Origin of the sequence: Pseudomonas sp. AF03-9 (assembly GCF_020515815.1) — a bacterium.
Taxonomy (GTDB): domain Bacteria; phylum Pseudomonadota; class Gammaproteobacteria; order Pseudomonadales; family Pseudomonadaceae; genus Aquipseudomonas.
Map to the genome: position 1 here is coordinate 361,399 of NZ_JAHPJF010000002.1, position 11,699 is coordinate 373,097.

Genomic DNA, 11,699 nt, shown 5'->3' on the forward strand with positions numbered 1-11,699 from the left:
GTAGTTCCGCCTAGGCGTTATTCGATCTCCAGCAATACCTGGCGGTTGCGCACCTGGTCGCCAGCGATCACCTGCACGTCCTTGATCACCCCGTCGATGCCGGCCAGCAGTGGATGCTCCATTTTCATCGCTTCGAGTACCAGCAACAGTTGGCCTTTGCTGACGCTGTCACCGGCGCAGACGCGCACATCGACAATGGCCCCGTCCATCGGCGCCTTGACCGTGCCGCTGCGCGCGTCGGCCTGGCGGCGGGCGACTTGCTGGGTGCGGTTGGTCACGCTCAGGCCCGGCAGCCACAGTTGGTCGCCGTCGAGGTGGTAGGCGATGCGTCGGCGGATGCCGTTGAGTACGGCGCTGACGTGGCGGCCGTCGCTGGTCAGCGCCAGCGGGGCAACGCTGACACTATGCAGCTCGTGGTTGACCTCCAGGCGGTAAGTGCCCGGCACACCGACGTTGTTGCGCCAGCCCGCCAGGCCCGGGGGATGCCGCTCGGCGCTGTGCTGATAGAACAGCGCGGCGGCCAGGGCGAGTTGTTCGGCTGATACGGGTGGGGGCGCGATGTCGTTGAAGTGTTCGGCGATAAAGCCGGTGCTGAAATCGCCGCCGATAAAATCCGGATGCCTGAGCAACGCCACCAGTAACCGCTGATTGGTGGTCACGCCGAGCAACAGCGTGTCTTCCACCGCCCGCAGCAGCTTGCGCCGCGCTTCTTCGCGGGTGGCGCCGTGGGCGATGATTTTGCCCAGCATCGGGTCGTAGAACGGGCTGATGCGCTGGCCTTCGCTGACGCCGTGATCGATACGTACCCCCGCCGCTGGCGTCCAGCGCAGCACTTCGCCGGTTTGCGGCAGGAAGCCCTGGGTCGGGTCTTCGGCATACAGGCGCACTTCGATGGCGTGGCCGGTCAGGCTCACCTGCTGTTGCGTCAGCGGCAGTGGCTGGCCGGCGGCGATCTGCAATTGCCAGTCGACCAGATCGAGGCCGGTGATCAACTCGGTGACCGGGTGCTCCACTTGCAGGCGGGTGTTCATTTCCAGGAAGTAGAACCGGCCGTTGCGGTCGAGCAGGAACTCCACAGTGCCGGCACCCACGTAATTCACCGCGCGCCCGGCTTTCAGCGCGGCTTCGCCCATGGCGTGGCGCAGGTCGGGCGTCATCACCGGGCAGGGCGCTTCTTCGATGACTTTCTGGTGGCGGCGCTGGATCGAACAGTCGCGTTCACCCAGGTAGATCAAGTGGCCGTGGCTGTCGCCGAACAGCTGGATCTCGACGTGGCGCGGCTCGATCAGTGCCTGTTCGAGGATCAGTTCGTCGCTGCCAAAGGCGTTGCTGGCTTCGGAGCGTGCGGTGTGGAGGTTCTCCAGCAACGTCTCGGCACTGTGCACCAGGCGCATGCCGCGCCCGCCACCGCCGGCGCTGGCCTTGATCATCAGCGGGTAGCCGACGCGCTCGGCTTCGCGTTGCAGGGTAGCGTCGTCCTGGGCACTGCCCTGGTAACCGGCGATGCACGGCACACCGGCGTCGAGCATGGCAAGTTTGGACCGGCGCTTGCTGCCCATCAGCTCGATGGCCTCGGCGCTGGGGCCGATGAAGGTCAGGCCTGCCGCCAGACAGGCGCGGGCGAAGTCGGGGTTTTCCGAGAGGAAACCATAGCCGGGGTGGATCGCATCGGCGCCGGTTATTCGAGCCGCTGCGAGAATCGCCGCCGTATTCAAGTAGGACTGCTGCACGGGCGCGGGGCCGATAGGCACCGCTTCATCGGCCATCTGCACATGCAGGGCGTCGGCGTCGGCGTCGCTGTAGACGGCCACGGTGCGGTAGCCCAGGGCCTGGGCGGTGCGCTGGATGCGGCAGGCGATTTCGCCGCGGTTGGCGATGAGGATTTTGTTGAATGCGGGCATGGGTTATCCCTCGGCTGATGGGGTGTTTGTTCGGGCCTCTTCGCGAGCAAGCCCGCTCCCACAGGTGGAACGCATTTCAAAATGTGGGAGCGGGCTTGCTCGCGAAGGCGTCATTTGCACCACCCAGGCTTGCGCTTGTGCACAAACGCCCGCGTCCCCTCAATCCCTTCCTCCCCGCGCACCGCTTCGGCAAACCACTGCGCCCCGCGATCCAACACACGTTCCAGCGGCTCATCCACACTGGCCAACAACAACGCCTTGGTCCGCCCATTCGCCCCCGGCGCGCAGCGCAACACCTGGCCCAACACCTCATCCAGGCGCTCGGCCAATGCCTGGGGATCGCGCTCGGTAAAGTGCACCACCCCCAACCGCTGCGCCTCCACCCCATCGAACCGCGCTGCCGTCAGCGCCAGCCGCCGTGCCTGGGTCAGGCCGATACGCTTGACCACAAACGGCGCAATCTGCGCCGGCAGCAACCCCAGGCCTGTCTCCGGCAAGCCGAACTGCGCCTGATGATCAGCCAGTGCGATGTCGCTCACACAGGCCAAGCCAAACCCACCGCCGAGCACCGCGCCTTGCAGCACTACGATCACCACCTGCGGCACGGCTTCGACGGCTTGCAGCAAGGTGCCGAACGCCCGGTTCAGCGCCTGCAAATCACTGCCCGCAGCGGCCAGGTCCTTCACATCCGCGCCGGCGCAAAAATGCCCACCGGCGCCGCTGATCACCAGCGCTCGCGTGTGGCCATCCAGCTGAGCCAACACGGCATGCAGTTCGTTGACCATCTCCAGGCTCATCGCATTGCGCGATTGCGGGCGGTTGAGGGTGATGTGCAGCACACCGTTGTGTGATTCCAGCAGCAGGGTATTCATGGTTTTTTCCCCGGCAAGGTGCCCATCAGTTTGCAGATGATGCCCAGCATGATTTCGTCGGCGCCGCCACCAATCGACACCAGGCGCACATCGCGATAGGCGCGCGCCACCGGGTTGTCCCACATAAAGCCCATGCCGCCCCAGTATTGCAGGCAGCTGTCGCTGACTTCACGCCCCAGGCGCCCGGCCTTGAGCTTGGCCATGGACGCCAGGCGCGTGACGTCCTGGCCTTTGATGTATTGCTCGGTGGCCTGGTAGACCAGCGCGCGCAGGCATTCGATTTCGGTGGCCAGTTCGGCCAGGCGAAAATGGATGACCTGGTTGTCGATCAGCGCCTTGCCAAAGGTCTGGCGTTCCTTGCAGTACTCGATGGTGCTGTCGATGCAGTACTCCAGGCCCTTGATCATGTTGGCCGCGCCGAACAGGCGTTCTTCTTGGAACTGCAACATCTGCATCATGAAGCCCGCGCCTTCGTGGCCGATGCGGTTACGCTGTGGTATGCGCACATTGTCGAAGAACACCTGGGCGGTCTCGGAGCTGTGCATGCCGAGCTTTTCCAGGGGCTGGCTGACGCTGATCCCCGGTGTGTTCATCGGCACCATGATCAGCGATTTGTTGATGTGCGGCTTGTCGTCGGAGGTGTTGGCCAGCAGGCAGATAAAGTCGGCGCTGGGCGAGTTGGTGATCCACATTTTGCTGCCGTTGATCACGTAGTCGTCGCCGTCCTTGCGCGCATGGGTCTTGAGCCCGGCCACATCTGAACCGGCACCCACTTCCGACACGCCGATGCAGCCGACCTGCTCGCCGCTGATGGCCGGGCGCAGGAACTCCTCGCGCAGTTCATCGCTGCCGAAGCGGGCGAGGGCGGGGGTGCACATGTCGGTCTGCACGCCGATGGCCATGGGGATGCCGCCGCAGCGGATGCTGCCGAATTCTTCGGCGGCGACGATGGAGTAGCTGTAGTCCAGGCCCATGCCGCCGAATTGTTCCGGCTTGGAAATGCCCAGCAGGCCGAGGTCGCCGGCCTTGCGGAAGATCTCGTGGATAGGAAAGCGCCCGGCTTTTTCCCATTCATCCACATAGGGGTTGATCTCGCGGTCGACGAAGGCGCGCACGGTGCGGCGCAGTTCCTGATGTTCCTGGGTAAACAGCATTTTTATTGTTCTCCTAGAAGCGCGCTACGCCGAAGGTATTGGGTTGCAGTTCACGCATCTGGGCCTCGTGGCAAAGGTCCAGCAGAAAGCCGAGCAGGGTCCGTGTATCCCGGGGGTCGATCAGCCCGTCGTCCCACAGGTTGGCACTGCCGTAGAGCGCGGTGGACTGGCTGTCGAGCTTCTGCGCGGTGACTTGCTCCAGCATGTCCAGCACCTTGGGATCGGGCACCAGCCCGTCTTTCAATTGCTTGGCCTCGGTGACGATCCGCAGCACCTTGCCCGCCTGCGCGCCGCCCATCACCGCCGTGCGGCTGTTGGGCCAGGCGAAGATGAAGCGCGGGTCCAGGCCACGGCCGCACATTGCATAGTTGCCGGCGCCGTAGGAGCCGCCGAGCACAATCGTCAGTTTAGGCACCCGCGCATTCGCCACCGCCTGGATCATCTTCGCGCCGTGCTTGATCACCCCTTGCTGTTCGGATTCGGTGCCGACCATGAAACCGGTAGTGTTGTGCAGGAACAACAGTGGCGTGCGGCTCTGGTCGCACAGCTGGATAAATTGCGCAGCCTTGCCCGCGCCTTTTGGCGTGATCGGGCCGTTGTTGCCGATCACGCCGACGGCGCGGCCCTGGATGTGCAGGTGGCCGCAGACGGTGTGGGCATCGAACTCGCCCTTGAATTCGAGCAAGCGCGACGCGTCGGCCAGGCGCGCGAGGATCTCGCGCACGTCGTAGGGTTTTTTCGGGTCGTCCGGGATCAGGCCCAGCAGCTCTTCGATGGGGTAGAGCGGTTCGTCGTAGGCGCGCTTGGGCACCTGCGGCAGTTGATCATTCCATGGCAAAGCGCTGACGATCTCACGCACGATGCGCACGCCATCGGCATCGTTTTCCGCCAGGTATTCCGCGGTGCCGGCGATTTGGGCGTGCATTTCGGCACCGCCCAGTTCCTCATCGGTGGCGACTTCGCCGGTGGCCGCCTTGAGCAACGGCGGCCCGGCGAGGAACAGCTTGGCCTTGCCGCGCACCACCACCACGTAATCCGACAACCCCGGCTGATACGCCCCGCCCGCCGTGGCCGAACCGTGCACCACGGTGATCTGCGGCAAGCCCATGGCCGACATGCGCGCCTGGTTGGCAAAGCTGCGCGCGCCTTCGACGAAAATTTCGGCGGCATAGTTGAGGTTGGCACCGCCGCTCTCGGCCAGGGTCACCACCGGCAGTTTGTTTTCCATGGCGATCTGTTGCAGGCGCAGGGATTTTTTCAGCCCCGTGGGGGAAATCGTGCCGCCCTTGATCGCGCTGTTGTTGGCCACCACCAGCATGCGCACGCCACTGACGTAGCCGATACCGGCGATCAAGCCACCGCCGGCGGCGCTGCCGTCCTTGTCGTCGTGCAGCTTGTAGCCGGCCAGGCTGGCGAGTTCGAGGAACGGCGCGCCCGGGTCCAGCAGCAGATTGAGGCGCTCACGGGGCAGCAGTTGCCCGCGCTTGTCGAACTTGGGCCTGGCCTCCTCGGCCTTGTTCAGCAGGTTCTGCTCCAATTGGCGCAGGTGCTGGATGCCCACCAGCATGGCTTCACGGTTCTGCGCGAACTGGGCGCTGTGGGGGTCGATCAAGGATTCAAGCACCGGCATGGTTTATTGCTCCGTCTTGAGCACATCGGGCAAATACGCGCGGTGGAAGCCGTTGAACGGTTCGCTCGGCGGTTGCGCCTTGTGCAATGGCCAGGCGCGGCTGCCCAGGCTCGCGGCACCGTCGATGCGCAGGGTGCTGCCGCTGATAAAGGCGGCGGCGGGGCTGAGCAGGAACACGATGGCCGCGCTGACTTCCGATTCGGTGCCGATGCGCTTGAGCGGCACATGTTCGCCCAGGGTCGGGATTACCGCCTTGAATGCACCTTCGTAGGTGTCCATGCCGCTGGACGCAATCCACCCCGGCGCCACGGCGTTGACCCGCACCCCGGCACAGCCCCACTCGAAGGCGGCCGTCTTGGTGAAGTTGTCCATGCCGGCGCGCGCCGCGCCCGAGTGGCCCATGCCGGGCATGCCGCCCCACATGTCGGCGAGCATGTTGACGATGGCGCCGCCCTGTTTGCTCATGGATTGGTTGAACACTTCCCGGGCCATCAGGAAGCCGCCGACAAGGTTGGTGCGCAGCACGGTTTCGAAGCCTTTCTGGTTGATCGAAGCCAACGGCGACGGGTATTGGCCGCCAGCGTTGTTCACCAGGCCGTGGATCGGCCCGTGCTCCTTGAGGACCTGCGTGACCAGCGCCTTCACCGCCTCTTCATCGCGAATATCGCAGGCCAGCCAATGGGCGTTGCCGCCGTCTTCGGCAATTTCTGCCGCGACTTTTTCCAGCTTCTCGGGCTTGCGTCCCACCAGGATCACCCGCGCACCGAGCGCCGCCAGCTCATGGGCGGTGCAACGACCGATGCCGCTGCCACCCCCGGTGACTATCACGGTGTGCCCCTGGAACAGGTCGGCTTTGAAGATCGAATCGAAGGCCATGGGCACGCTCCTGTCAGTTGAGTTGGTCAGCAAGGTGTTGCGGCACGGCGATGGGGATTTCCAGCAGTTGCTGGGCGAAGGCCTTGCCTTGCGGGTCGATGCGCAGGCTGGCGATACCGCCGCCGCCCAGGGCGTTTTCCAGCAGGAAATTGAGGCTGTGGCTGCCCGGCAGATACCAGCGTTGAACGCGGCCGCGCTGTGGGTCGAGCACGTGGCCCATCCACTCGACGATCACCTCGGGGGTCAGCGCTTCAGCGATCCACGGCAGGTACTCGGGCGCACGGGCGATCACGCCGATATTGCTGTGGTTGCCCTTGTCCCCCGAGCGCGCCACGGCGAGTTTGACCAGCGGCACGCTGGCGTCGGCCTGGCCCTCGGGTTTGGGGGGCGCAACCGCGGCGGTGGGTGTGCTGGGGCGGGCGGCGGCGGGAAGTTCAACGTTGTGACGCTGGCCCTGGAAATCGATGAGCGGCGCGCACACGGATTTATCCACCAGGAACGAAAACAAGCGGATCAGCGGATACACCGTCGGCCGTCCGCCGACGATCCCGGTCAACCCCGGCGCCATGCCGGTGGCGGCCTGGGCAATCTCGCGGGCGAACAGCACCAGCGCCTGTTTGCTGGGGTGACGTACCGCCAGTTTCACCACCACTTCGCGGCAGTCGTGGCGCCTGGCGTGGGGGCCGTAGGTGGCTTCGCTGCCGAGCAGTTCGATGCTCACCTCGGTATACGGCGCCCAGCCGCGTTGGCGGAACAGTTCGGCGGTCTTGTCGATGATCGCCTGGCTGACCCGCTCGGCCTTGGCCACGGCGTCGATCCCGGCGATCAAGCAACTGGCGGTGCAACGGAAGCCGTCCGGCCAGGTGGCGCTGACCTTGTATCTGTCGCTGGGCGGCAGGCCCTTGGCGCCGTGCAGGCGCACGCGGTTGTCACCCTGTTGCTGCAAGGTGACCTGGCTGAAGTCGCAGATCACATCCGGGAGTAAATAGGCGCGTGGGTCGCCAATCTCATACAGCAGTTGTTCGGCCACGCTCAGTTCGCTGATCAGGCCGCCGGTGCCCTCGACTTTGCTCACCGTGAACTGACCGTCGGCGCTGACCTCGACGATGGGGAACCCGATGTGTGCGTAGTCCGGCACCTCGCGCCAATCGGTGAAGTTGCCGCCGGTGCACTGCGCGCCGCATTCGATGATGTGCCCGGCCAGCGCGGCTTGGGCGAGGCGGTCGTAGTCGTGCCATGACCAGTTGAAGGCATGCACCAGTGCCGCGCTGACCACTGCGCTGTCGACCACGCGGCCGGTGATGATGATGTCTGCGCCCAACCCCAGCGCTTGGGTTATGCCGGGCGCGCCGAGGTAGGCGTTGGCGGATACGCACATGGGGGGCAGGGGCGTGCCGTCGAACATGTCGGTGATGTTTTCGAGTTTTTTGAGTTGGGGTTGCAGGTCGTCGCCCAGCAGCACGGCGATTTTCAGCGCGATGCCGGCCTTGTCGCAGGCCGCTTGCAGGGCGGCGGCGCAGGCTTGGGGATGGATGCCGCCGGCGTTGCTGATCACGCGGATGCCCTGGCGCTGGATGTCTGCCAGCAGCGGCGTGAGCACCTCGACAAAATCCGTGGCGTAGCCGGCCTGGGGATCTTTCATCTGCGCTCCGGCAAGAATCGACATCGTGACTTCCGCCAGGTAGTCGAACACCAGGTAATCCAGCGCACCGCCATGCACCAACTGGGCGGCGGCGGTGCAGGTGTCGCCCCAGAAGGCGCTGGCGCAGCCGATACGAACCGTGTCACTCATGAGAAATCCTTGCTCTGATGGCTGTTGCCGAGACTACCAAGCAAGCGCTTGGTTTGTAAACTCTGGACATAGATTTTGCCCAAGCGCTTGCTTGGGTAGCGGCCACGGCCTAAATTGCCGGCCAAGACGTCAGTAGAAGTAGAGGAGAGAGGCATGGATGAGCACAAAGCCCTGGGGGTGATGCGCACCATGGTCGACGCCGGCCAATTGACCGACCCCGACAGTGCCCGGGGCAAGTTGCTGCAAACCGCGGCGCACCTGTTTCGCAACAAAGGCTTTGAGCGCACCACCGTGCGTGACCTGGCAAGTGCCGTGGGCATCCAGTCCGGCAGCATTTTTCATCACTTCAAGAGCAAGGACGAGATCCTGCGCGCGGTGATGGAAGAAACCATCCACTACAACACGGCGATGATGCGCGCCTCGCTGGAAGAAGCGAGCACGGTGCGCGAACGCGTGCTGGCGCTGATCCGCTGTGAATTGCAGTCGATCATGGGCGGCAGCGGCGAGGCCATGGCGGTGTTGGTGTACGAGTGGCGTTCGCTGTCTGCCGAAGGCCAGGCCCAGGTGCTGGCGCTGCGCGACGTGTACGAAGCCCTGTGGTTGCAGGTACTTGGCGAGGCCAAGGCGGCTGGCTACATCAGGGGCGATGTGTTTATCACCCGGCGCTTTTTGACCGGGGCCTTGTCCTGGACCACCACCTGGTTTCGCGCCGAGGGCAGCCTGACCCTGGAGCAATTGGCCGAGCAAGCGCTGCTGATGGTTCTGAAGGCCGATTGAGGCGCAAGCTATTAATTTGGCGGTGGAAAGTTGTCTCCCTCGACAAAAACGCCTAGCTTATCGCCATCACAGTATGAAACGGTGCGTGCCTCGATGTTTTCGCCATGGCGGCTGGCTGCAGGAGTTACTTTATGGGCACTGGGCACCGCATGTTGGGTGCCGGCTTCGGCTGCGCAATTGGTGAGGATCGGCGCGGCACACTTCCCGCCCTACACCGTACGCCCTGAGCAAGGCGCCGACACTGGGCTGCTGCCGCAACTGGTGGAGGCCTTGAACACGTCGCAAACCGACTACCAGTTCGTGCTGGTACCCACCTCCATTCCGCGGCGCTTCCGTGACTTCGAGCAGGGCCGGGTCGACATGGCGATCTTCGAAAACCCCGACTGGGGCTGGCAGAAGATTGCCCACACCAGCGTCGACATGGGGCTGGAAGACGCCGAAGTGTTCGTCGCTCAACGCCTGCCTGCACGCGACCAAAGCTATTTCACCGACCTGGATGGCAAACGTTTGGCGGTGTTCAGCGGTTATCACTACGCCTTCGCCAACTTCAACCCCGACCCCAAGTACCTGGTCGAACACTTCAACGCGACGTTGACCTATTCCCATGACAGCAACCTGCTGATGGTTGCACGCGGGCGTGCTGATATTGCCTTGGTGACCCGTTCGTACCTGAGCGATTTCATGGTGCGCAATGCACAGATGGCCGGGCAGTTCCTGGTTTCGCAACGCATTGACCAGGTGTATCACCACTATGCGTTGCTGCGGCCGAAAGCGCCGATTACGGCGCAGGCGTTTACCGAGTTGCTCAAGCGTTTGCGCGATAGTGGGCAGATGCTGAAAATATTCGAGCCCTATCGCATCGATGTAATGCCGATGCCCTGACCGGCACAACGCGGACCAACCTGTGGGAGCGGGCTTGCCCGCGAAAGCGGTGGTTCAGCCAACACTGTTCCCACAGAGAACTAGCAATGCGTGGGGATCTGCAGCCGAGCACTCACTCCCCAGCAACTCCCACAAAAGCCCACACAGTCAGTTTTGTGCTGTGTTCAGACCCGCCGTGCAAACGTATCGCTATGGCTGCCCGACACCTTGCGGCAGTGCACCAGCGCATCACGGATCATGAAGTTCACCAACGTCGGCGACACGCCGAGTTCCTTGGCGATGTCTTTTTGCGGCACGCCGTGCAAGCGGTACATCTCGAATGCGTAGCGGGTGCGCTGGGGCAACTCCGTCAACGCGTCGGCGATGTTTTCCAGGGTGTTGAAGTTGATGTGGGACGTCTCCGGTGAAGCGCCGTGAATAACCACATTCAAGCCTTCCTCTTCTGTCCCGGAGTACTTGAGCTCCAGGGCCTGCTTGCGATAGTGATCGATCGCCAGGTTACGCACGATTTGAAACAGGTAACTCAATTGGGCCTTGAACGATGACGTGATCGTCGGCGCCGATTGCAGTCGGAAGTAGGCGTCCTGCACTACGTCTTCGGCACGGGAACGGCACCCGGTAATGCGTGCCGCGATCTTCACCAGGATCAGTCGATTGTCGACAAATGCCTGTAGAAGGGGTGAGTCGCACCTGCCTGTGGATACTTGTTCCGTCATGGAAAATCACCTTGTCGCAAAGAGGTTAGGGGAGGGCGTCCTTGCTGAGGCCTCCTACACATCGGGCAACAAATTATGCTGAATGATAATGATTGTCAAATGAGAAGGCGAACTAATCTTATGCTTTCTGGTTCGATGTGAACCCCGTCTGGCGCAAAGCCTGCGACTAATTATTTGCCGGCTCCGTCCGTTCTCATGGGTGACAGGTCCGTTCGTAAAACGGCCAAGGATCAGCACCCGCAGGAGGGCGAAATGGGTTTTTATCGTGCACACAGCGTGTTTCAGTGTGGAGTGCTCGCCAGATGAGTACGCCGACGCGCCTGCGCCTGTTTTGCCTGCCCTATTCGGGCGCCAGCGCCATGGTCTACGCCCGCTGGCGGCGGTCTTTGCCGGATTGGTTGCAGGTCTGTCCGCTGGAATTGCCCGGGCGCGGCATGCGCATGGACGAGCCGTTGCAGCGCGACATCCAGGCCCTGGCCGCGCAGCTCGCCGAGGAAATCGGGCGCGACCTGAACGGTCCCTACGCCTTGTTCGGCCACAGCCTCGGCGGCCTGCTGGCATTCGAACTGGCCCACGCGCTCAGCGCCCGCAACCTGCCAGCGCCCCTTGCGCTGTTCGCCTCCGGCACCGCCGGCCCGGCGCGGCGTGACGTCAGCGAGTACGCCATCGAGAAGACCGATGAGCAACTGATCGCCCGCTTGCGCGAACTGCAAGGCACCGCCGAAGAAGCCTTGGCCAACCCCGAATTGATGGCGTTGATGCTACCGATCCTGCGGGCGGATTTTCTGCTCTGCGGCAGTTTCAGCTACGGCCGACGCGCGCCGCTGCGCATGCCGATCCACGTGTTCGGCGGCAAGCAAGACAGCGTGCGCGCCGATCAACTGCTCGACTGGCAGGACGACGCCGCCAGCGGCTTCTCCCTGGACATGTTCGACGGCCACCACTTCTTCCTCGTGCAGCACGAAAGCGCCGTGCTGCGTTGCATCCGCCGTTACGCCGACGAACACCTGGCCCGCTGGCGCAATGGCGCGGCGCGGCAATTGATCGCTGGCTGAACGCACCCGACTTCCCGAATTTCCCGTAAGCCGATTCCAGGCAG

At 63.6% G+C, this 11,699-nt stretch carries 10 protein-coding genes; 3 read left to right on the forward strand and 7 right to left on the reverse strand.

Going from position 1 to position 11,699, the window contains the following annotated elements; genetic code table 11:
* Positions 1–17 precede the first annotated feature (17 nt).
* The 6 genes from LIY36_RS05305 to LIY36_RS05330 all read right to left on the reverse strand — a co-directional run bounded on the left by LIY36_RS05305 (position 18) and on the right by LIY36_RS05330 (position 8,225).
* Positions 18–1,901, reverse strand: coding sequence for an acetyl-CoA carboxylase biotin carboxylase subunit (locus LIY36_RS05305; protein ID WP_226455015.1), 1,884 nt, complete (start codon positions 1,899–1,901; stop codon positions 18–20).
* Positions 1,902–2,011: 110 nt separating this feature from the next.
* Positions 2,012–2,773, reverse strand: coding sequence for an enoyl-CoA hydratase/isomerase family protein (locus LIY36_RS05310; protein ID WP_226455016.1), 762 nt, complete (start codon positions 2,771–2,773; stop codon positions 2,012–2,014).
* A complete protein-coding gene (gene atuD, locus LIY36_RS05315; RefSeq protein WP_226455017.1) occupies positions 2,770–3,927 on the reverse strand; it encodes a citronellyl-CoA dehydrogenase in 1,158 nt (385 codons plus the stop codon). Before atuD ends, LIY36_RS05310 begins: the two co-directional genes overlap by 4 nt.
* 13 nt (positions 3,928–3,940) lie before the next feature.
* Positions 3,941–5,557, reverse strand: a complete 1,617-nt coding sequence (gene atuC, locus LIY36_RS05320; RefSeq protein WP_226455018.1) for an acyl-CoA carboxylase subunit beta — start codon at positions 5,555–5,557, stop codon at positions 3,941–3,943.
* Between the two features lie 3 nt (positions 5,558–5,560).
* Positions 5,561–6,433, reverse strand: a complete 873-nt coding sequence (locus LIY36_RS05325; protein ID WP_226455019.1) for an SDR family oxidoreductase — start codon at positions 6,431–6,433, stop codon at positions 5,561–5,563.
* A gap of 13 nt (positions 6,434–6,446) precedes the next feature.
* The gene (locus tag LIY36_RS05330; protein ID WP_226455020.1) at positions 6,447–8,225 is read right to left on the reverse strand and encodes an acyclic terpene utilization AtuA family protein; all 1,779 of its coding nucleotides are present in this window, start codon (positions 8,223–8,225) and stop codon (positions 6,447–6,449) included.
* Positions 8,226–8,378: 153 nt separating this feature from the next.
* Here LIY36_RS05330 and LIY36_RS05335 point away from each other — a divergent pair, with 153 nt between their 5' ends.
* On the forward strand, positions 8,379–9,002 hold the full coding sequence (locus tag LIY36_RS05335; RefSeq protein WP_192296965.1) for a TetR/AcrR family transcriptional regulator: 624 nt from the start codon (positions 8,379–8,381) through the stop codon (positions 9,000–9,002).
* Between the two features lie 93 nt (positions 9,003–9,095).
* Positions 9,096–9,884, forward strand: coding sequence for a substrate-binding periplasmic protein (locus tag LIY36_RS05340; RefSeq protein ID WP_226455021.1), 789 nt, complete (start codon positions 9,096–9,098; stop codon positions 9,882–9,884).
* Between the two features lie 164 nt (positions 9,885–10,048).
* On the opposite strand, the gene LIY36_RS05345 is transcribed toward LIY36_RS05340, so the two are convergent.
* Positions 10,049–10,600: an RNA polymerase factor sigma-70 gene (locus LIY36_RS05345; RefSeq protein WP_005789991.1), complete on the reverse strand. Its 552-nt coding sequence runs from the start codon at positions 10,598–10,600 to the stop codon at positions 10,049–10,051.
* A 302-nt stretch (positions 10,601–10,902) separates the two neighbouring features.
* Here LIY36_RS05345 and LIY36_RS05350 point away from each other — a divergent pair, with 302 nt between their 5' ends.
* A complete protein-coding gene (locus LIY36_RS05350; protein WP_192296963.1) occupies positions 10,903–11,655 on the forward strand; it encodes a thioesterase II family protein in 753 nt (250 codons plus the stop codon).
* Positions 11,656–11,699: the final 44 nt, after the last annotated feature.

What these genes read in the sequence shown, in the direction of transcription:
- LIY36_RS05305 (WP_226455015.1), bottom strand. Translation starts at nt 1,901, where the DNA reads ATGCCCGCATTCAACAAAATCCTCATCGCCAACCGCGGCGAAATCGCC.
- LIY36_RS05310 (WP_226455016.1), bottom strand. Translation starts at nt 2,773, where the DNA reads ATGAATACCCTGCTGCTGGAATCACACAACGGTGTGCTGCACATCACC.
- atuD (WP_226455017.1), bottom strand. Translation starts at nt 3,927, where the DNA reads ATGCTGTTTACCCAGGAACATCAGGAACTGCGCCGCACCGTGCGCGCC.
- atuC (WP_226455018.1), bottom strand. Translation starts at nt 5,557, where the DNA reads ATGCCGGTGCTTGAATCCTTGATCGACCCCCACAGCGCCCAGTTCGCG.
- LIY36_RS05325 (WP_226455019.1), bottom strand. Translation starts at nt 6,433, where the DNA reads ATGGCCTTCGATTCGATCTTCAAAGCCGACCTGTTCCAGGGGCACACC.
- LIY36_RS05330 (WP_226455020.1), bottom strand. Translation starts at nt 8,225, where the DNA reads ATGAGTGACACGGTTCGTATCGGCTGCGCCAGCGCCTTCTGGGGCGAC.
- LIY36_RS05335 (WP_192296965.1), top strand. Translation starts at nt 8,379, where the DNA reads ATGGATGAGCACAAAGCCCTGGGGGTGATGCGCACCATGGTCGACGCC.
- LIY36_RS05340 (WP_226455021.1), top strand. Translation starts at nt 9,096, where the DNA reads ATGTTTTCGCCATGGCGGCTGGCTGCAGGAGTTACTTTATGGGCACTG.
- LIY36_RS05345 (WP_005789991.1), bottom strand. Translation starts at nt 10,600, where the DNA reads ATGACGGAACAAGTATCCACAGGCAGGTGCGACTCACCCCTTCTACAG.
- LIY36_RS05350 (WP_192296963.1), top strand. Translation starts at nt 10,903, where the DNA reads ATGAGTACGCCGACGCGCCTGCGCCTGTTTTGCCTGCCCTATTCGGGC.